The organism is Mucilaginibacter phyllosphaerae (assembly GCF_004378255.1).
Lineage (GTDB): Bacteria > Bacteroidota > Bacteroidia > Sphingobacteriales > Sphingobacteriaceae > Mucilaginibacter > Mucilaginibacter phyllosphaerae.
Map to the genome: position 1 here is coordinate 807,441 of NZ_SNQG01000001.1, position 21,294 is coordinate 828,734.

The 21,294-nt window shown below is 44.5% G+C and carries 13 protein-coding genes; 1 reads left to right on the forward strand and 12 read right to left on the reverse strand.

Going from position 1 to position 21,294, the window contains the following annotated elements:
* Positions 1-59: 59 nt before the first annotated feature.
* From E2R65_RS03450 to E2R65_RS03500, 11 genes are all read right to left on the reverse strand, one after another.
* Positions 60-1,748, reverse strand: coding sequence for an alpha-L-fucosidase (locus E2R65_RS03450; RefSeq protein ID WP_134335070.1), 1,689 nt, complete (start codon positions 1,746-1,748; stop codon positions 60-62).
* 25 nt (positions 1,749-1,773) lie between these two features.
* Positions 1,774-4,281, reverse strand: coding sequence for a glycosyl hydrolase (locus E2R65_RS03455; RefSeq protein WP_134335071.1), 2,508 nt, complete (start codon positions 4,279-4,281; stop codon positions 1,774-1,776).
* Positions 4,278-6,209 carry a glycoside hydrolase family 97 protein gene (locus E2R65_RS03460; RefSeq protein ID WP_134335072.1) on the reverse strand — a complete coding sequence of 644 codons (1,932 nt, stop codon included), beginning with the start codon at positions 6,207-6,209 and terminating at the stop codon, positions 4,278-4,280. The genes E2R65_RS03455 and E2R65_RS03460 overlap by 4 nt, the downstream gene beginning before the upstream one ends.
* 47 nt (positions 6,210-6,256) lie before the next feature.
* Positions 6,257-7,723 (reverse strand): glycoside hydrolase family 28 protein, encoded by a 1,467-nt coding sequence (locus E2R65_RS03465; RefSeq protein ID WP_229704604.1) that lies wholly within the window; start codon positions 7,721-7,723, stop codon positions 6,257-6,259.
* A gap of 11 nt (positions 7,724-7,734) precedes the next feature.
* A complete protein-coding gene (locus E2R65_RS03470) occupies positions 7,735-10,029 on the reverse strand; it encodes a GH92 family glycosyl hydrolase (RefSeq protein ID WP_134335073.1) in 2,295 nt (764 codons plus the stop codon).
* 9 nt (positions 10,030-10,038) lie between these two features.
* On the reverse strand, positions 10,039-10,908 hold the full coding sequence (locus E2R65_RS03475) for an inositol oxygenase family protein (RefSeq protein WP_134335074.1): 870 nt from the start codon (positions 10,906-10,908) through the stop codon (positions 10,039-10,041).
* Positions 10,909-11,084: 176 nt separating this feature from the next.
* Positions 11,085-12,602 (reverse strand): glycoside hydrolase family 28 protein, encoded by a 1,518-nt coding sequence (locus E2R65_RS03480; RefSeq protein WP_134335075.1) that lies wholly within the window; start codon positions 12,600-12,602, stop codon positions 11,085-11,087.
* A gap of 1 nt (position 12,603) precedes the next feature.
* Positions 12,604-14,175 (reverse strand): GH39 family glycosyl hydrolase, encoded by a 1,572-nt coding sequence (locus E2R65_RS03485; RefSeq protein ID WP_204986270.1) that lies wholly within the window; start codon positions 14,173-14,175, stop codon positions 12,604-12,606.
* 53 nt (positions 14,176-14,228) lie between these two features.
* Positions 14,229-15,932 carry a RagB/SusD family nutrient uptake outer membrane protein gene (locus tag E2R65_RS03490; RefSeq protein WP_134335076.1) on the reverse strand — a complete coding sequence of 568 codons (1,704 nt, stop codon included), beginning with the start codon at positions 15,930-15,932 and terminating at the stop codon, positions 14,229-14,231.
* A 23-nt stretch (positions 15,933-15,955) separates the two neighbouring features.
* Positions 15,956-19,039 carry a SusC/RagA family TonB-linked outer membrane protein gene (locus E2R65_RS03495; RefSeq protein WP_134335077.1) on the reverse strand — a complete coding sequence of 1,028 codons (3,084 nt, stop codon included), beginning with the start codon at positions 19,037-19,039 and terminating at the stop codon, positions 15,956-15,958.
* Positions 19,040-19,217: 178 nt separating this feature from the next.
* Positions 19,218-20,225 (reverse strand): LacI family DNA-binding transcriptional regulator, encoded by a 1,008-nt coding sequence (locus E2R65_RS03500; RefSeq protein WP_134335078.1) that lies wholly within the window; start codon positions 20,223-20,225, stop codon positions 19,218-19,220.
* 368 nt (positions 20,226-20,593) lie between these two features.
* Here E2R65_RS03500 and E2R65_RS03505 point away from each other — a divergent pair, with 368 nt between their 5' ends.
* On the forward strand, positions 20,594-20,890 hold the full coding sequence (locus tag E2R65_RS03505) for a CHC2 zinc finger domain-containing protein (RefSeq protein WP_134335079.1): 297 nt from the start codon (positions 20,594-20,596) through the stop codon (positions 20,888-20,890).
* Between the two features lie 3 nt (positions 20,891-20,893).
* Here the strand turns inward: E2R65_RS03505 and E2R65_RS03510 are convergent, their stop codons facing one another.
* Entirely contained in the window at positions 20,894-21,235 is a 342-nt protein-coding gene (locus E2R65_RS03510; RefSeq protein ID WP_158285209.1) for an RNA recognition motif domain-containing protein, read from the reverse strand.
* Positions 21,236-21,294 lie beyond the last annotated feature (59 nt).

Below are 21,294 nucleotides of genomic sequence, written 5' to 3' on the forward strand. Positions count from 1 at the left end.
CAAGTGTGTATGCAGGTTTTATAATAATTCAGCCCTAATTAATGCTAACGGTTAATAGCTTATTCTGGGCCGTATAACTGCCACTCGCAAACCACCGGCTCCATTGCTTGGTTTTCTATCAGCAAGCGGAAGTACTGCCCCGTTACAGGCTTAAAATTAACTACAGAGCCACTACCGCCGGTAACCGTTTTAAGAATGCTTACCCAGGTGTCGCCTTGCTTGTATTGCAATTCCAGTTGCTGTTTCTTATTTTCCCAGGGATGCCACGGCTCATCTAATATCATGGTTGATATCAGCGCAGGTTTTTCAAGGTTTACGTCAAGCTTGCCTTTATGGTCGCCTTTTGCAGCTTGCCAGCGTGTAAGCCGGTTGGCATCTACAGCATTCCTGCCTGCATTTGCAGCATCTTTTTGCGAAGATACAACCACTTGCTTACCAATAACGGGCGACAATGCAGCCTGTGGCTCACCGGTAAATTGCAAAACTACAACCGTATTGTTTTTATCAGGAGCTGTAGCAGGCAAGTTAATTATGCTGCGGCCAGCAGATGACATCACCTTTAAAGGCTTTTTGCGTACATCGGCAAGTAAGTAAGCACCGTTAACCTTGTTACCCATCGGTACAATCAGCTGCCTGTTTGCCGGATAATCAAACACATGTAAATAAAGCTTTTGCCCTTTACGTGTAACCCGCCCCCATGATAAATATGGAAACGGACTTGCGGTAGTACCATAAATAGCTTCCTTATTTACTTTTAGCCAGTTACCAACTTCGGCCAGCCGATCTATACTTGGATGAGGGATCTGACCATGCGAATCCGGACCAACATTCAGTAAAAAATTACCGCCTTTGCTTACAACATCCGCTAAATTACGAATAAGCGTTTGCGTAGTTTTCCAATTTTCGTCATAAGATTTGTATCCCCAGGTATCATTCATGGTCATGTTAGATTCCCAGTTACGGCCGGGGAAACCGGTAGCAGGTACAAATTGTTCGGGGGTTTCGGTATCGCCGTCAAACCCGCCGCCCAGGCGGTTGTTCGTAATCAGTTTAGGATACTTCTTTACAATATCCACAAACTTTTGTGCCCGCTCCCGCGTCATATCCTGCGGGGTATCCCACCATAAAATGTCTATATCACCATAGTTTGATAAGATCTCTTTTACCTGCGGCACCGCTATGTTATCCAGATAAGCATCAAAGCTACCGTCCTGCGCTTTATCCCAATGCCCACCACTGGCCGCACCGCCCGGGTTGGTCCAGTCCTGTGCCTGCGAATAATAAAATCCGATTTTTAATCCTGCTTTATGGCAGGCATCCACCAGCGGGCGCAGCAGATCTTTGCCATAAGGTGATGCCCCTGCAATATCCCAATCCGTTACCTTAGAATCAAACAAGGCGAAGCCATCGTGATGCTTGGAGGTAATGATAATGTATTTCATCCCGGCATCTTTGGCCATCTGTACCCATGCCTCGGGGTCGTATTTGTCGGGGTTAAATTGTTTTGCATACTGCCGGTACTCAGCCACAGGTATTTTTGCTTTATTCATTATCCACTCGCCAATATCCGGTATTTGTTTGCCTTTGTAAACGCCTGCAGGCACAGCATACACCCCCCAGTGTATAAACATACCAAACTTATCGTTCTTCCACCATTCCATCTTTGGATCAGAAGCATTAGGGCTTTGTGCCTTTAAATTGCTAAGGCAGGCCAATCCGGCCACAAACAGTATTAAAATCCTTTTCATATTATTATATTATTATATTATTATATTATTTATTCTTTTTTAAACTAACCGGGCCTATCAAGCCAGACGAAATAAGAGGTGAGTTTTTGGTGAAATAATTCCAGGTAGTAAAACAATACCTGCCTTTTGATGGGCGGGGACTACCTTTTAAAAACCAATCAGGAAATTGCTTCAGGAAAGCGCCGCCCCATTCTCCGGGTGTCCATTCGCAATCAGCAGGCTCCTGCTCATCGCCTATAAGGCGGTTAGCCCATACGTTGGTCACCTCGATTATAAGCTGATTGTTTTGCGCTTTAAGTATCCCTGCCGGGATACTTATGCCCCATGGCGCAGTCCACACAACGCCTAAATCGTTATTATTGATCTTTACCCGGGCCAGATGCTTTACCTCTCCCAGATCCAGGTAATAGGTTATGGCTTTGCCATTAACATCGCTTTCATTGATATTAAAATTTTTAGTGTACACCGCTGTACCGCTAAAGTATTTGATCCCGGCTTCGGTACGTTTTGTCCAGTCTTCTAACGCCGTAAAAACAACGGGCCGGGCCGGGCCGCCCCATTTGGCATCAAAGCCAACAGACCATGGGCCATTTATGGATTGAACTATGCTTTTAGACGGGAAATTTTCATTTACAGTAAGCGATGTCCCTGCCTTTTTGCGAAATACAATAAAAAAACTTTGTGCGTCATCAAAATCAATGGTAATAGTTGTGCGGTTTAGGTTACTTTCAAACCGGGGTAAATCGCGCATGGTTTTAATTACCGGGTCCCACAGTTCGGGCTGCATGCCTGCAATTTTAAAATTACAGGTTACCGTTATGGGCTGATGAGCCGTGTTGGCAACAAAATACACATCTGCTTTACCATCTGTACGGTGAATGTATTTTAATGCGCTACCGGCCTGCGTACCGGCAAAAAGTAAATCGTCTTTATCTGTTTTGGCTATTTTGCCCCATTGCAATAAAGCCTGGCAGCGCTGCCAGTAATCAACCATGGCCTTACCGGGTTTCCACCAGGTTTGCGTGCGATCAAAGTGTGTACCCCATTGCCCCATTGTTGCCCCCGGCTGGTACTTATCATCCCAGGGCTGCTGTACAAAGCGGTGCAATATAAGGCGGTTAACACCGGCACAAAAAGCAGCATCACCCATTGGCTTTATCCACGCCGGTGTTTCATCCCATTTACTATCTCTTGGGTCGCCGGTAAAGGCTTCGGCCTCAACAATATTTTGCCCTGCTCCTCTTAAAGCCGCTACAGTTTCATCCAGCTCATACGGCGAATATTTGCCACCGTGCGTCCAAAATTCCGTCATCACTTTACCAACCATCGGCATAATCTCGTTTTGGCGCCATGGGCCGCCATAAGGCTCACATAAAAAAGTTAAGTGGGCCGCTTTTACTTTTTTTGATATGGTATTGAAGTAGATATCGCGATAAAGATCCTTAACCGTTGCATCAAAATCCCGGATAAATTTCAGGGTATCTGATTTATCGTCGCAAACAACCCGTCCTGCAAAGGTGGCCAGGTAAGGTGTAACACTGTAGCCCCTTCTTTTTAAAAATTCCCGGGGCATTTGGGGTGTCCAGGTTGGGGTACCTGCCTCATAGCTATCAAAGTGCAAATGGGTAAAGCCTGTGCCAATTAAATCGCCTAAATGTTTTTTGATTTCGCCAAGTACATGGTTAAGATGAAAATCAACCGCCTGCTGGCTCATCTTATCACACTCCAGGCCCGTTGCTTTCCATTGTGCAGGTTGTATCAACGTACCCGATGTGGTATGCCCAAACCTGTAAATGATCCAGTTGCCTGCAGGTGCATCCCAGTTAAGGCTGCCATCGGGCTGCATATTTTTAGTTAGATCGATCACCTGGCTGGTTAGTACCGTTCCCTTTTCGGGCATAGCTAAAACGGCAATATCCTTGTAATAAGTTTGCCTGGAGGCAACGTCCGGTATTTCGGCTACGCCTGTAATTGGGTTATGAATTGGCCACGGGGTATGCCCGCGCAATTTTACAGTTGGGCGGCTTAGTTTTACAGATATGCGGCTATTACCGGTTGCCGGTGTTTTAGACCAGCATACCTCCTGCATAGAAAGTTCGGGCGTTATCCAGGGGCCGCCGCTGGATTCATAGCCGGGCCCGTTGTACATACCAAAATCCATCCCTAACCGCTTAGACTCCTGCGCGGCATAGCGTACCATCTTCCACCAGGGCTCCGTCCATGATATTAATCCGGGCGTGGGGCTGTTTGCTATAGAGCCGGCCCAGGGCGTAGTAACATCGGCCAGGCTAAACATCGTTGTACGGTTAAAGCCCTCCTGCTTCAAGGCCTCCAGATCTTTTCGGATACCCGCTTTGCTTAAATTCGAGCCCATCCACATCCATAGTACACCCGGCCGGGCAGCCGGGGGCGGGTTAAGAAAATATTTTGCAGCATCCTGATAAACTATTCTACTTGTTTTAGCTGTTTGCGCCTTTGCATTACAAAATAAAAGCAGGCAAAGCAACTGCAAAACCCATGTGTAATTTTTCATTTAAGCTGGTGTTGATTTTTTATAAATGATTGACTTTTTTCCAACCTCATTACAAATCCCCCGTTTTTATTCATCATTATCTTTAGTGGTTTATTTGCAGTTATCCTGGCAGCGCCTATCACTACATCAGCCTGCTTGTTCGGGTTATCTTGCAGTTGTGTAAGTTGATAGCTTCCCTTTTTCAAAAAAGGGAAGTTGATACTTATTGCCTTACTATCACTTGTACCGTTCAGCCCTGCTATAAACCAGGTACTGCCTTTACGGCGGGCGTATAAAGCCAATTCGCCAATTTTGCTTTGCGGTAAAACAATGGTTTCATCCCAGGTTGGCGGGATGCTTTTTATCATTGCCTTGCAGGGATTATCTAAAATACTTTGAGGGTCGGCCCCTACACACATAAATGGGGACGTGAACACCACCATTGTAGCTACGTGATGCGCCCAGCTAACCTCGCCCATGCGGTTGCCAAAGTGTACGGGGGTAAAATCTGCCGGGCCTGCTAAAAAGCGTGTAAAGGGCAGCGTTACGTTTCCGGGCGCCCAGGGTGCGTTGTTCTCCAGCCCCCTTATTGCTTCCCGGCTTAATTCATTCGGCCAGGTGCGGTTCTCTCCGGTGGGTTTGTTAGCACCATGAAAATTCATCATCAACTGGTAATTTGCGGCTTCCTTTAAACCATCCTGATAAAAATCAACGATCTCCTGCGCTTCCGAATCAAAAAAATCAACCTTTAAACCGGCAATGCCCAGGTCTTTACATTTTTTAAAAAACTCACGCCTTTTAGCGGTAGTATTAATTCCGGCTATGCCATTCCTGTCGGGATAAGCCTTCCATACCCATATTTTAACCCCTTTTTTCGCAGAGTAATCTACCAGCTCCTTCATCATGTCCCAATTATTACGGGTACCATCTTTCCAGTCGCCCCAACCCTCGTCAATCAGGTTATATTCAAACCCCAACTCCGCGGCCAGGTCGCTAAAATGTTTCATATTCTCCAGCGTAATTGCCTGCTTTTCGGCCAGCCATGACCACACGCTGCGCCCAGGCTTAACCCACTTGGTAAGGTTGCCATTAGGAAATACTTTTGCATTGGCAGGAGGTGAAACATTGGTTACAATATCACAGTTAACCAGTGTATTTAAATCAGCGCCCACTTCAATGACCCTCCACGGAGTATCAAAATCACCGGTTTTTTTGGTGCTGCCGCTTAGGTTCGCTACAAAGCTGTTATTGCCTGCTGCTATTAAAGACATACCTGCAAAATCTACCAGGCCACCTTCGGTTATTGCAGCGTAACCCTTTCCATCAGGCAGCTGTAATGTAACCGGCGGGCCTGCCGTATCGCCTGCTTTAAAGTCGGCAATATCTTTTTTACTGTACTTACCCTCGTAATATTTTATGTTAGATTGATACCAAACCCCGGTACCTGCGGGTATTTTAAATTGGGTATTGTCTTTAGTGATCTCCCCTGCGCCATTATTACTAATAATATATTTAAAGGCAACTCCCGTGTTATAAGCCCTTACATCCAGCATAAATGGTGCATTATCAGCTAACAGGCTAATCCTGGCGCCATTGCAATGATCAACAGCGGTACTGTGTACGCCGTTAATACCGTAAGTATTATTAATGGTATATTTTTTAGGCACACCCATTTGCCTGCAACCACCAAATTCCTTCCCGTTAACTACCATACCTAATGCCGACGGCAAAATAACCGGGATATTTTTATAGGTAACCGTATAGGTTAATGCGTTATTTACGATCTGCAGGTTGATACGCACCCTCCCATCCGGGCTGGATAACACAGCTGACTGGATCGGTAAGGCCTGTACCCTACTGCAAGTTAAAACGAGCAGCAGCATCATACAACTGCTGATGACCAACTTAAAAAAGCCGGGTTGAGTGATTTTAAGATACATTTTATTCATAGGAGTAAGATAAAAGGTGCCGTTTCAAATTTCAATGGCACCTGGTGCTACTGTACAATTTTTAAAAGATCAGGAAAAGCGGCCTCGCCATCAAGGCCGGTTATTTTAAGGTTAATTACGCCCTGGCTTTCTAAAGCGTGCGCAAAATAGGCGGGCCGTTTTGCACCCCATTTTATCGAGCTGTTACGAATCAGCACATCTGTTGCCTTATCCAGATAAAAGCCTGATGTACGGCCTTTGATGAGCCCTTCTACATTGGCGGGGCGGCGGTCATAAACGCCGCCGGGCTGTTCGGTTGTTTTATCCAGGCGCAGGTCTACATTGTCAAAATAAATGTTGGCTACTTTGTCTGCAGTTTCTGCGCTGATGTAAACGCCGTTCTCGCTTTGGCATTTGATGTTGCTAAACCAGATATTTTTCACCACGCCTACCCTGCCCTCTGTTTGGCCCGGCGGCAGGCGCCATCCGGCATCTTTATTATTTGTGTTAGCCCGGCGGTAGGCTGTAACATAAATGGGTTCGGCCTTGCCCCACCATACATCCGAAAAAAGATGAGCATCAACAATAATATTTGAAAAAACAACATCGTTTACCGTGCCCTCGTCCCGGTTTTGTATGCCCAGGCCACGGTTACTGTTTTTAATGATGCAATTATTGATAAGTACGTGGCTTATCCTGTCCATATTCTCAGATCCTATTTTAATGGCGCAGGAGCTTGATGTCATGGTGCAGTTAGTTACCACAATATTTTCGCAGGCACCATATTCCTGATATTCCCGCCTGTTTTTAAGGCAGATACAATCATCGCCAGATTCGATATAGCAATCGCTTATCCGCACATTTTTGCTATGGTCCAGGTCAATCCCGTCACTATTGCGGATCTTGATACTGTTTAAAAGTGTTATCCCGCTAATCACCACATCGTTACACCCAACTAAATGGATGGTCCAGTAGGCCGAATTACGAATGGTGAGATCACGGATGCGCAACTGCCTGCAATTGATCAGCGTTAAAACATGCGGACGCGGATCTATTACATTAAACGGCTTCAACTCATAAGAATCATCCAGTTCTTTACCCATAAACGAGATGCCGTTGCCATCAATAATACCACCACCGCAAATAGTTACATCTTCCAGGTTCTTCCCGCCTATCCAAATCGTCCCTTCGCCTTTATTGGCACGGAAAGCGCTTTCGGTATATAACTTTTCATCGGGGCTCGCCAGTAGCTTTGCGCCCGGCTCAACATAAAATTCTACATGCGATGTAAGATCAAACGGCCCGCTTAGGTATGTGCCGCCGGCTGGTATCAACACCCGCCCGCCGCCTGCACGTGAGCAGGCCGCAATTGCCTTTTTTAATGCAGCAGCGTTGTTGGTTTTACCATCCGCTTTAGCGCCATAATCAATTATGTTATATACCCTTGGTACCTGCCCGCCAAAGCTGTTATGATGCGTTGCAAGCAGGATAAACGCAATTAGGGTTATAATCTGGATGGCCTTTTTATTCATCATGATAAATTATACTATTTAATGGCAGCCAAACCCTTCGGCTGATTGGCGGGGCTATTCCCCAAGGATTTTGCCGGGGTATCCTGCAGATAGATCTCCAGTATGCCGCCATTCATGATATGGTTGTAGGTTATGTAGTTTTTAGGATAAAGCTTACCATCCCGTTTTACCTGATATATATACAGCGACTTACCGGATTGCTTATGGCAGATAATTTTAAGCTTTTTACCCCTGGCCAAATTAACGGTGATGCTATTAAACACAGGCGAACACAGCAAATAATCGCCGGATACTGGATTGAGCGGATAAAAGCCCATTGCAGCGAACATATACCAGGCCGACATTTGCCCCGCATCATCATTACCACCCAACCCGCCGGGCCCATCGCTATACTCATTCTGCAAAATAGCGTGTACCTGCTGCTGTGTTTTCCAGCTGCTGCCGGTATAGTTATACATAAAGGGGATCTGATGGCCGGGTTCGTTACCATGCCAGTACTCGTTCTTTATAAAAATGCTGTCCAGGGCTTGTTCCAATTTTGCACGGCCACCCATCAGGCGGGCTAAACCCGGCACATCCTGCGGTACATAAAAAGTGTACTGCCTGGGTGTACCTTCGGTTATGTAGGTTTGCTTTTTATCAGCATCAAATGCTTTTAACCACGTGCCGTCTTTCATGCGCGCCCTAACGGAATTTACTGAGAGGTCGAAAACATTTTTATAATTCAATGCCCGTTTTTGCAGAATGGTATAATCGGATGTAAAGCCCATTTTTTTCGACAGAAGTGATAAGGCATAATCATCGTAAGCATACTCCAACGTACGGCTCACCTGCTCCATTTTATGGAATGCATCCTTTACGCTATCCTCCTGGGGGATGTATCCATACTGCAGATAACTGTGTAACGCACGGCGGCCCTTACCTTCAATATAATCGCTTTTGTTTGCGGGTAATTCGAATGCGTTACGCCTCATTAACCGATAAGCATGTGGCAGGTTGACCCTGCTAATTCCTTTTAAATAAGCAGATGTAATAACAGAAGTAGTATGATCGCCGATCATTTCTGATGTATAGCTGTTCCAGCAGGGAAAGATGGGGAGCCAGCCGCCCTGTACACCCTTTAAAATAAGCGACTGCACCAGGTTATCTACCAGTTTTGGCTGTAATATTTCCAGCAGTGGTATTTGTGCCCGGTAAATATCCCAAAGCGAAAAATCATCGTAATAATTACCCGAGGCCAGCTTACCTAACTGATGATCTGATGAAAACATGGGGTAGGTACCATCTATATCGTTATACAACCGTGGATGCTGCAGCGCATGATAAAAAGATGTATAAAAAATACGCTTATCAGCTTCGTTTGGGGTTGCAACCTGTATTTGTTTTAAGGCCTGCTGCCATACGGCTTTGCACTGTAAAACGGTATGCTCAAAATCCCAGCCGGGTATTTCTGCAGCCAGATTTTTGCGGGCGCCTGCAATGCTGCTAAAGGAGGTACCTACGCGCACATTCACCTTTTCGCCTTTGGCTACCTTAAGCCCGATGTAAACGCCAAGATCTTTTTTGGATATGATACTATCGCCGGCAATAAGCTTGTTACCGGCAAACATGCCGTAGCGGCTTAAAGCCCTGTCTATTTTAATTACAAAATAACCATTGAAACCGGCAGGCTTACCCCAACCCTGATATATGCGGTGCACAGGGTTATAGCCATAGATCTCGCCACGCTTTTCATCAACCTTTATAAAACCCTCTCCAAAATCGCTATTGGGTGTAATAAGCAGGTAAAGGCTATCGGCGGCGGCGGCTGTAAACTGCATGATACCGCACCGGGGCGTAGCTGTTACAGCCGCTGTTAGTTTTGATCCGGGCAAATTCAGGCGATACAGGTATGGTGTGGCCAATTCATCCGAATGATTAAACTCAGATGCGTTATCTGTAACCTTAAGCCTGCCTGTAACCGGCATAATGGTTAAACTGCCATAATCCTGCATGCAGGATCCGCTGATCCAGTGCGTACCGCGGAAACCATAAAATACATTGTCTTTATAGTAGTAAGGCGGAATGCATTTCTTTTCGGTTAACTGCGTTTGCGCCGTCCACTGCGTCATGGCAAGCGGGGTACAAACCGATGGTATAGTGTTGGCAAAATTGGCCTCTACCGAACCATGCTTTAAAGCCGACGGCGTAGTGCTGGTAGCGGTACCCGCCAGCGGGTTCACATATTTTACCAGGTCAGCCTGCTGTGCATTAACTCCGTTATAGGCAAAAACCAAAAAAACAATTAAACAAAAGAACCTGGTTAGCATTAAGGCGCCTTACAATTTAACGGTTGCAGGTAAATACTTTGCTATCAGGTCCTCATAAAAAGGTCTCAGTTCTGACACCACCGGTGGTTTCGGGCTTTTAGAATACAGATCATACGGGTTGAATTTATCTACCCATTTAAACATGTCATGATCATGAGCATTCAGCAAATGATCATAAGCCTTTTCGCGATGCTGTGAGTAGAATGAATGATAACGGATCATGTATAAAGCAGGCTCGGGCAAATAATCTTTTGTAATGTGATACAAATATTCATCGTGCCCCCATGACATGTGCACCTTATCTAAACCGCAATGCTGGCTGTAAACACCAAGTTTAGTATTATAGCGTTCGTCGTAAGTATCGGGGTTATCCGCAAAAAATTCGGGGAAAACTATCTTATCAGAGAATTTGCAGCCCACCGGGAAGGTATCGCCCACAACATTCCACTGGGGTTCGCCAAAAAGGCAAAGCACCTTACCCAGATCATGAATAAAACCGGTAAGTATGAACCAGTCCGGATGCCCATCTGCACGGATCGCTTCGGCAGTTTGCAATAAATGCTGTAATTGATCCAACGACGTATCCGGGTCAGAATCGTCTACCAAAGTGTTTAGATACTCCATTGCCGCCCACCAGGGCATTTCCTTTTTATCAAACTGCAGGAAGTTGGCCTTTTTAGCCAGCACATTATTATAGGTTTGATATTTATGATTAAGCCGGTAAAATTCGCGTACGGCAACTTGTTTGGGGTCGTTGTAATTCCTGAATTCTTCCTTAGTTTTAGCCGGGCCGGGCTCGGGATAACGATCCAGCACATCATCTTCCCACTCATCAACACTTGTTAACGGCGAAATTTCTTTCTGATTTAACTCTTCCATCTTAGTAAGTTTATTATCGGTTAATAACTGGTTTCTGTACAGGATGAATATGGAGGTCATTACAATCCGGTATCTTTTTAAAATTGGTTAAAAAACCGCATAATGCCATCAATTATTACTTAAATATTTACGTAAACGTTTACTTAGCAATTGTGTATGCGAATGCCGGGTTGGGTTTACTGCACTTTTACCATCACCTTTACATCACCCGGGATCTGCGTATCTTTCAGCGTATATGCATTTACCTTGTTTAAAATAACAGCCGGTGTTTGGTTAACAGTGGGGATGGCTACCTTTTGTAAGTTTATAGTATTTGCATCATCAAAAACTATAGCAGGCCTAAAATCTGCATTTGCTACCGTAAGTTTCACATTTTTAAGGGTGATGCCTTTTGCATGGCGTACATATAAACCCCAGGCGGGCAGTTCGCCAAACATGGTAAACTCCGGGTAACCTGCTGTATTTTCTGTAACCGAACTTAGGTTATCGGCTGTTACTTCTGCAATTTCCCTGCTTGCACCGCCGGCATAACTTATTTCAATATTCTCCAGCACCACGTCTTCTACCGGGTGGCCGGGCAAACCTGTTATAGATGATGGCACCACATTATGCGCCGGTACTTTAGGCGGCGGGCCTTCTACGGGGTAACCAATATCGGGCTTACCTGCCGGTATGGCGGCTTTTACATTGGCAATATAAACACGCTTAAGCGTGCTATACCTGCTGTTGGTATTGCGGTGGCCCAGGCGTAAAAAAATAGCATTGCCTACATTGGTTGCGGTTACATTACGGATGTCAATATCCTCCAGCACAGCACCATCCACCGTTTCCAGCGCTATAGCCGATCGGTAAGTGTTATAAACCGTAAGGTTATTTACCTTTATGCGCTTAAAACCACCTACAGAGCCGGTACCCAATTTAAATCCGCTTGCGCTCGACCGCAGTATGCAGTTCTCTACAACCACATCTTCACACGCACCCTCAGGATATTCAGATTTAAGGCAGATAGCATCATCCGCCGCATTGAAGGTGCTGTTAGTGATCTTTACATTTTTGGTATCGGTAATATCAATGCCATCATTATTCCAGTACGCGGTGCTTTGCACAATCATACTGTCTATCAAAACATTTTTACAACGGTTATAGTTTTGCACCCAACCTGCCGCATCTTTCAGGGTGATGCCTTTTACCTTGATATCTGTACAGTTATCAAATAAAATAATCACCGGGCGGTTCTTTTCCGTTGGACGTTTAACCTTCCATTGCGGGTCGGTAATGATGCCTTTGCTTAACAGGTCGAGCACATTCTCTACCAGTTCGCGGCCCTGCCCGTTGATCACGCCTGTGCCGGTAATAGCAATATTTTGCTGATTATTAGCATAAATTAAGGCAAGCGAACCGTTGCGGGGATAATCGAGCCGGTTTACAGAACCTAACAACACAGCATTATCGGCCAGGTGCAAATCTACATTTGATCTTAGCACAAAGGGGCCGGTAACAAAATTCCCGTCGGGGATAAGCACGCGGCCGCCACCGCCCTTGTTTGCAGCATCTATTGCCTGCTGAATGGCCAGGGTATTTTTAAAGTTTTTATTGGCCTTAGCGCCGTAAGTAAGTATGTTGTAATCTTTTTTTTGGGCGGATACCTGTATGGTTAAGAGCCCGGATATCATGATCAGCAGATATTTATTCATGCTATTTATTAATCAGTTTTATAAAATAAACGTCGTTTTGTCTCATATCAAAGTCGTCCTGCCAGGTGCCGTTTTTTATCACAATATCTTTTTGCAGTACCGGGCTGCCATCAGCCACCTTTTTTAGTTGTTGCTCCTGTGATAAAGAAATATTACCGGGAGCACCCATTTCCAGGTAAGCCGTATAGGGGTCGTTTTGATGATAACCCACACGATAAACCTGTAAAAGGTACCTGCCGTTGGGCATCGACCCAATGCTAAGTTTAATTTTACCTATTGATTTAGAAGGTAAAATCTTACTGTAAAAACGCTGGTTGTAACTGCTATCGGGCGATAAAAGCTTATAATCCCATAGCAGGGCCTGCAAATTACCCGCACCGTCTTTACAAACCCACGATGATGCATCAGCGTTAACCAGTTCTTTATCCCCAAGTTCATTTAAAAACTTGTAGGCATAGAATGACGGTTTCAGGATCCCCTGTAAATTAATTAAGCCAAAACCACCATGAAAAGAAGTTACCGGCGGGCCGGCTTCCTCAAATATGTCGGTAAACGTCCAATACGACATGGAGTTGACCAATCCTTCGGTTTTTTTTAAGGTATTGAGCAGAAAAGTAGCATTCTGATAAGTATCATGCAGCGGGTCTTTGGGGTTGGGGGATGAATTCCATTCGGTGATATGGATCTCGGTATTTTTAAAAGCAGAGCTGCGCACATCGCTATTCAGCTTTCTGATAGCGATGGGGATGCCATCCGGCTCGCGCATTTGGGTGGTTCTTTTACCATACTCGTCAAATACCGATTTGGTGCCGTATGCATGGGTAGAAATAAAATCTACCAGCTGGGGGTATTTTTCAAAACGCTCCAGGGCTTCTTTTATCCAGGTACTGCCGGATGTAGCCGGGCCGCCCACGCGATAGCTGGCCGATACAGCCTTTACAGCCTTTGCCGTAACCTGGTACAGCTTAAAATAATCATCAATACTGCCCGAAAAGAACTGTTTAAGATTGGGCTCGTTCCAAACTTCAAAGTACCATTGCTGTACTTCCTGCCTGCCATAACGTTCTTCAAAATGCTTAACCAATGCGGTGATCAGCGCTGCCCATTTTTCATAAGATTTTGGGGTGCTAATACTGCCTTTCCACCAAAAAACGGTTTTATCATTTTCGGCTAAGGCAGGCGGCATAAAACCAAGCTCTACAAATGGCCTTACCTTTATACTTAGTAAAAAATCATATAAATGATCTACATACTGCCAGTTATAGACCGGGTTACCCTGGCTGTCTTCGGTATAAACATGCATATCATCACTTAGCAAGCCATGAAACCGGATATATTTAAAACAAATGGCCTTTTTAGCAATTGCCAGTTGCTGCTGCCACTGCGCACGCAAACCTTCTGCTGCCCGGCCTGCGCCCACACACTCCTGGTAAGCTTTGTTACGCCCGCCCTTAACTTTATTAAAATCAGCACGGATGATACGCAGGCTGTCTGTAGCGGTTACAGCGCCATACAAGTTTGCTGTGCAGCACCACAATAAAAAAATTAAGCTATAAACTTTTATGCGTTTCATAAATATAAATAAAAATGCCCCGGCCATTGCCGAAGCATTTTGTTAATACAATACTAATAACCGGGGTTTTGTGGAAATGCACCCCTGTTGAGATCAATCATAGATTGTGGTATTGGCCGCAGTAAAAATTTGGCATCTAAAGTAGTTGCCCCTGCTGATGCTGCTTTTAACTCATCATTATACTTAATAGCCCTGGTAAGCAACTTGTTAGTACTTACATTCCCGGGGGTTTCATAAACGCGTTTAAGCTCATACCATCTAAACTCCTCACCTGCCAGTTCGCGGGCGCGTTCATCCAGTATTGCATCAAGGGTTAAGGTACCGGTGTAAAGCAGATCGGCAGAATAAGCCGCACCTGTTGCCGGGTTAGTACCTTGTTTGGCCGCACGGGTACGGATAGCGTTAAACCTTGCCAGCGCCAGGCCCTGATTACCTAATTTTACATAAGCTTCGGCTGCAATAAGATATGTTTCGGACAAGCGGAAAACATACGTATCCCTTGCGCCGGCGTTTTCTGCATAGGTAGTTACAAACGGATCGCGGAATTTTTTAAACTGCGGGTAATTCCGTGCACCAGCCAAAAATGGCGAATTGCGGTACTCGTCCGGGTTGATCACAAGGTACTTGCGTTGCGCCTTTTGCCCGGGCGTAAATGCAACTGCCGGGTAATAAATAAGCGTATCGCCAACGGCAAAATTTTTATCGCCTATTTTACCGGCTACCTGGGTAATAACCCCGTCAAACGCAGTGGCGGCAAAGCGGCTGTCGCTTGTACGGTTAAACAGGCTAAAAAAGTATGGATCGGGCGATACGGCATTCAGTGTTTTACCGTAATAAGTACTGCGGCCTACCAATGGAGTGTTTTGGGTATCCCATAAAAACCATTGATGCAAACTGTTACCCGCGCCGTTTGTTAAGGCATTTGTGCTGTACTGAACCGAAAATATCACCTCGTTATTCACCTGAAAACCGGCTATCGAGGGATCGAACAGATCTGAATAATTGGGTTTAAGCTGGTAGGTGCCTGAATTGATAACTGCATCTGCCAGGGTTGCTGCCTGCTGAAAATCATCTGCAGCAGCGTAGCTTTTATACCCACGGGTTAAATAAACCTTAGCCAGCAAATGTTGTGCAAAACCTTTGGTAACACGGCCAAAATCTGGTGTTGTTGCAGGTAATGCGCTTATGGCTTCGTTTAAATCCTGTACAATTTGTGTATAAACATCTTTCTCTGGCGTACGGGTATAGGTTAAGGTAATACCGGTAGTACGGGTTGTAACCAAAGGTACATCACCATACATTTCTACCAACAGATAATAATACCAGGCGCGCAGTGCCTTAGCTTCGCCCACGCGTGCATTGATGATTGCGGGATCGCCGTCGGTCACCTGTGTAGCCCAGTAAATAGTATTGTTAGCTATATTGATATCAGCATATAACTGTCTGAAAAAATTATCCAGATCCGGCTGGGTAGAATTGAGCTGGCTGTTATATAAATTAAAACCATTATTATCGTTTATGCCTGCTGTGCTATATACATCTGTACCAATATTTAACAATCCCGGAAAGCTGATCAGGCTCCTTAAAGTAGCATAGTTTGATTTTGCCAGATCCTGAAAGCCCGAATTTGTGTTATAATACGTTTCGGCAGTGCGGTTGCCGGGGTTATATTCTTCGGTGTACTTTTTACAACCCGTAATACCGGCCATTAGCATGGCAAGGCCGATGATTATATGTGTTTTATTAAAATATTTCATGTTTGATAATCGTAAATAATTGATTACAAGGTTAAATTAACACCCAACATAAACGTACGGGTGCGGAAATCCTGGTTATTGAACGAACTGCCATCGGGATTTTCCGGATCCCAGCCAATAAACTTGGTAAATATGAAAGGATTAAAGGCATTGGCATATACCCTAAGCCCCTGTATCTTTACCTTATTCAGCAAACTTTTTGGTATAGTATAGCCCAATGTAATATTGCTTATTTTAGTATAAGAGGTATTTTGAAACTGCGCGGCCGTCCTGGCGTCGCCGTCTGTTTCGCGGGCGGTATTTGCCCAGGTATTGCTTGGGTTGGTCGGGGTCCAATAGCTTCTGTCAAACGCACCGAAACGTGCCCGGCCCTGGTCGCCATTCATTACCTGCTCTAAAAAAACACTGTTTTGGAAAGTGCCCTGGCGGGTGTAAACGGTAAAGCTAAAATCAAGATTGGCAAAATTAATGGTGTTGGTTAAACCACCAAACCAATTAGGAATGTCGCTTCCTAAGATTTGCCTGTCGTAAGAATCAATTTTACCATCTGGTACGCCTGCAGGCCCGCTAAAATCCTGGATTTTGTACTGACCGGGGATACGGTTAAATGTTTTAGCCTGGTCGGCTTCATCATTTTGCCAAACCCCAATGATCTTATAACGATATACCACCCTGGTTTTCTGGCCAATAAAACGGGCATTACCAATATCATCCTTCCCGTCGCCGTAAAGCTCAAGAATTTTATTTTTGTTTACAGCGAAGTTAATATTGGTCGTCCAGCTGAATTTTGAACTGCGTACGTTAACCGTATTTAAGCCTACCTCGATACCTTTATTACCTACAGAACCCAAATTGGTAGTAGTACCGGGATAACCGTTTGGCGGCGGCACATTCTGATAAATAATACTCCCTTTTGATTTTTTACTGTAAAGATCCAATTGAAGGCCTATACGGTTTTCAAACAACTGCATGTCTAAACCCAGATTATATTCATCCGTTTTTTCCCAGGTTAAATTTTTGTTTCCGAAGGCTGGTGTAAAACCGCTTGCGCCAACACCATTAAAATCATACGGTACCGAATTAAGCAAAGATTGTGTAACATATGGGTACAAAAACTGGCTTAATGCCGCGTTGCCAGATTTACCGTAGCTTAACCTTAATTTTAGCAGGTTAATGGCCCTGATATTTTTAACAAAGTCCTCTTCGCTCAATATCCACGAAGCTGCGGCAGAAGGGAACCAGCCCCTTTGATGGCCCGGTGCAAATATTGAATTTTGATCTGTACGCAACGTTGCAGTAAACAGATAGCGGTTATTAAAAGTATAGTTAGCCCGGCCATAATATGATGCAATGGTTTGCTTACTGTAACCGCTGCTTACACTGATGATAGGTGCAATACCATTAACCGTTGTAACCGATTGCACATTGTACCAAAGCGACCGGAATGGTAACCCTTGCACCGAACTGGAACTGAAATCTTGCTGATGGTATTCAAAAGTGTTACCCAATGTGATATCAAACTTATGCTTGCCAAATTCATTGGTATAAGATAGCAGGTTATCCCAGGTATAATTAACCCATTGGTTTGAACTGTTGGATGCACTGTTTGGGCGTGTACCCAGCTGTTGTTTAGAAAACATATCATTATACTGCCCCTGGCGCTGGAAGGTAAGATCGGGGCTGAATGAGCTGCGCAGCTTAAGGCCCCTTATGATATTGGCTTCGGCATAAACGTTTGGCAGCACATGTACATATTGCTGTTGCCTTATCTCGTTATCCGCCTCAAAAAGTGGGTTGGTGATCTGTGTTTCGCCTTCGTAGGTAAAAAAACGCTTGTTGCCGGCCGCATCATATGCGCTGCCTGTTGGCCTTAAGCGATAGGTGCTTCTAAACACCTCGGCACTACCCGGATGAATATCGGCAAAGGTGGAGTATATAGAACCGCCAACCTTAAATGTGTTGTTGATATTTTTATCAAGCCCGGCCTTTAAAGTATATTTTTTTGTGCTTACGCCCTGCGTGGTGCCTTCATATAACTGGTAGCCGGCGCCTACAAAATAGGTTGTTTTTTCGTCGCCGCCTGATATAGAAAGATTGTGATTGGCCGAAACACCGTTCTTTGTGATCAGATCTACCCAATTGGTATATTTACCGGCAGCAATATTTGTTAACTCGGTAGCAGAAAATATTTTATCATCGGCAACCGGTGTTGTTGGCAAAGGCGTACCATTACGCAGTGCGGTTGCCTGCGCCAGTTCGTTGTAATAATCGCGGGCGTAGTTTACAAAGGTTGGCCCGTTCATAACCGGCGGCAGGTTGTAGGGGTTTACAATACCGCTATAACCATCGTAAGTGATTTTTACACTGCCTTTGCTACCGCGCTTGGTTGTTACCAGCACTACGCCGTTTGCACCGCGAGAACCGTATATGGCGGTAGATGAAGCATCTTTAAGTACATCTATCCTTTCGATATCGGCGGGGTTTAAATCATTTACAGGGTTAGTTGCCGACCCATTCTGGGCTACCGGGATGCCATCTATAACATATAAAGGCTGCGTACTGCCGGTAATGGAGTTTGCACCACGTATCTCAATAGAAAAATCAGAACCCGGCTTGCCCGACGAGCGCCTGATATCTACACCCGGCAACCGGCCCTGCATGGCTTCCTGCGTACCGGTTGCCCTGGCTTTTACAATCTCATCGGCCTGGAGCGAGTTCACCGTTCCGGTTAAATCAATCTTCTTTTTGGTGCCATAACCGATAACCACAACCTCTTGCAGGCCTTTGTTACTTTCTTTTAAAACAATGCTGATCTGCTGCTGATTGCCAACGGTTACTTCCTGCGCATCAAAGCCTACCATGCTAAATCGTAACACGGCAGTAGGCCCGGCCGTGATAGAAAATTTACCGTCGTAATTGGTTGATACTGCTGTTGCGGTGCCCTTAACTGCTACGGTTACACCGGGGATTGGGGCGCCTTTTAAATCTTTTACCACTCCCCCGATAATGCCTTGTGCCCTAACATTGGTAAAGCAGCAGAGTGTTAACAACGAGAGAATAGCGCAAAGCAATTTCCCCCTCAGATGGATAAGTCTAAGTTTACTCATAAATTGGTTTTAATTAATTGGTTTATCTTAAATAGCCGCCGGTATTAATTAATGTCATTGCGACATTTAAATAAGTTGGCGTAATAATTGGTTTATTTACTTTTGTAAATTTTTGTAAAATATCACAGCATTTTATTAAATGCTGGTTATTTATTTACTTAAACGTTTAAGTAATAAATTAGATGTTAATTATATCTGTTGATCTTCTTTTAATCAGTTCAGCGTTCAAAATTTTGCTATCGGCTTTGTAGTTGCTATTTTTTAGTACTTTAAAAAGTATGGTGGCAGCTTCTTTGCCCATTTCAAAGGCCTGCTGGGTAATGGTGGTTAAGGGCGGGTTAAGCAGGGATGCACTATCCAGATTTGAATAGCTCACGATCTTTACATCACCGGGGATATTAATTTCCAGCTCATTACATACATAATAACACTGTTTGGCTAATTTTTCTATCGATGAAACAATGCCATCGGGCTTAATTTCTGTCATCAGTTCCCTTATCCTGGTGTAACTGTCGTTCTTATTGTTATTACAATGTACAATCAGTTCATCCTTAAATGGCAGGCCACAATGCTTTAGGGCACTTAAATATCCTTTAAAGCGCTGATCGCCGGTTTTGAGGGTTTGAAAAGCCGAAAGAAAAGCAATGTTACGGCAACCGCATTCATATAAATGCCTTGTAGCGTCGAAAGCGCTTTCAAAATCATTATTGGTTACATGCAACAGGCTTCCTTCGTAAGTACGGTCAAAAAAAACGGTTGGCAGTTTTTGCTGTATAGCATCCAGATGTGTAAAATCAGATGCATCGAACGAGATGGACATCAGCAGCCCGTCTACCCGCCTGCTTAAAAGATCATTCAAAAAAAAGGCTTCTCTTTCTGACGAATCATGGCTTAGATAGATCAGCAAATGGTACCCTTTTTCGCGGGCAACCTCATCTATGCCGTTTACTGCCTGTGCAAAAAAGTTGTTGGCTATCTCTGGCAATATTACCGCAATGGTATTACTTTTATGCCTGCGCAGGCCACTTGCAAAAGGATTGGGGCTGTAGTTAAGTGATTTTGCCAGATCCTGAACACGCTTTTTTGTAGCAGCGCCAATTTCATGACTATCCCTAAGCGCTTTAGAAACCGTAGCTGTAGAAACCTTAAGTATTTGTGCAAGTTGCTTAATTGTTATTTCACCCATCGCATTAATGTTTGCATAAATAACAGCCCCGGTGTTGCCATACAGCCACACCCAACCCCAAAGGGCTCAATAACGTTGTATCATTTAAGCAATTTAGGCACTATTATCTTGAAAGCATAATTGGTTTACAATACCAAAACTATGTAGCAGGCAATGGTTTAAATTATCCTTTTTGATATTTTAAATATACTTTTTGACATATGGTAACCCTAAGCAACATTGATCGGTGTTCGTAATAATTTATAAAGCATTTTTACAACTAATTGCTTATAGTAAATCAATTAAAATATATAAAGCGGCTTTATTTATAAAAGCATTTGTGCAGGCCGGTTTATCGCTTATTTTTGCGCGGCAATTCCCTTACTTAAATGTCCGAAGAACTTATCCTACAGATACAGAAAAAAGCAGGCCTTACAGAGGTTGTTTCTAAATATATCCTTTTAAACAATAGCCGTAAGGTACTTAAAGGCCGGTGCCCTTTCCATAAAGACGATACAACATCATTAATGATAATGCCCGAAAGCAACATATTTAAATGTTTTGGATGCGGTGCCGAAGGCGGGCCTGTAGATTTTGTTGCCAGGATAGAATCGGTAAGCCGCGAAGAAGTGGCCGGCAGAATGGCTAAAGAACTTGGCTTTACGCTTAATAAATTTGCACAGTAACGATTAAGATATGGGCCTGCGCGGGCGTTTTGGCCGGCCGGCTGGTTCGTTTACAGCAGGTTTAGTGTAGCTTTTTCTGGGTGCCATTACGGGTTTTGCCGGGGCTTCTTCGGTAATATTAAGTGTAAGTTCGCGCCCCAGCAGCATGGTTCCGTTTAATGCCAAAACAGCGTTTTCGGCACCGGCCCTATCTGTCATCTCTACAAATGCATAGCCCTTGCAGATCCGAGTTTTTTTATCGCGCACAATTTTTATTGTGCTTACGGTACCGTGCCAGCTCAACATCTGCACCAGTTCAAGTTCGGTAATATCAAGCGGAAATCCGCCTACAAAAATTTTTGTCATAACCATAAATGCAACGCAATTATACACATTCTATTGCTTTTGTAAAAACATGCTCATGT

Bases quoted from the DNA above. Each gene is read 5' to 3' on its own strand.
- E2R65_RS03450 (WP_134335070.1), bottom strand. From the start codon at position 1,748: ATGAAAAGGATTTTAATACTGTTTGTGGCCGGATTGGCCTGCCTTAGC.
- E2R65_RS03455 (WP_134335071.1), bottom strand. From the start codon at position 4,281: ATGAAAAATTACACATGGGTTTTGCAGTTGCTTTGCCTGCTTTTATTT.
- E2R65_RS03460 (WP_134335072.1), bottom strand. From the start codon at position 6,209: ATGAATAAAATGTATCTTAAAATCACTCAACCCGGCTTTTTTAAGTTG.
- E2R65_RS03465 (WP_229704604.1), bottom strand. From the start codon at position 7,723: ATGATGAATAAAAAGGCCATCCAGATTATAACCCTAATTGCGTTTATC.
- E2R65_RS03470 (WP_134335073.1), bottom strand. From the start codon at position 10,029: ATGCTAACCAGGTTCTTTTGTTTAATTGTTTTTTTGGTTTTTGCCTAT.
- E2R65_RS03475 (WP_134335074.1), bottom strand. From the start codon at position 10,908: ATGGAAGAGTTAAATCAGAAAGAAATTTCGCCGTTAACAAGTGTTGAT.
- E2R65_RS03480 (WP_134335075.1), bottom strand. From the start codon at position 12,602: ATGAATAAATATCTGCTGATCATGATATCCGGGCTCTTAACCATACAG.
- E2R65_RS03485 (WP_204986270.1), bottom strand. From the start codon at position 14,175: ATGAAACGCATAAAAGTTTATAGCTTAATTTTTTTATTGTGGTGCTGC.
- E2R65_RS03490 (WP_134335076.1), bottom strand. From the start codon at position 15,932: ATGAAATATTTTAATAAAACACATATAATCATCGGCCTTGCCATGCTA.
- E2R65_RS03495 (WP_134335077.1), bottom strand. From the start codon at position 19,039: ATGAGTAAACTTAGACTTATCCATCTGAGGGGGAAATTGCTTTGCGCT.
- E2R65_RS03500 (WP_134335078.1), bottom strand. From the start codon at position 20,225: ATGGGTGAAATAACAATTAAGCAACTTGCACAAATACTTAAGGTTTCT.
- E2R65_RS03505 (WP_134335079.1), top strand. From the start codon at position 20,594: ATGTCCGAAGAACTTATCCTACAGATACAGAAAAAAGCAGGCCTTACA.
- E2R65_RS03510 (WP_158285209.1), bottom strand. From the start codon at position 21,235: ATGACAAAAATTTTTGTAGGCGGATTTCCGCTTGATATTACCGAACTT.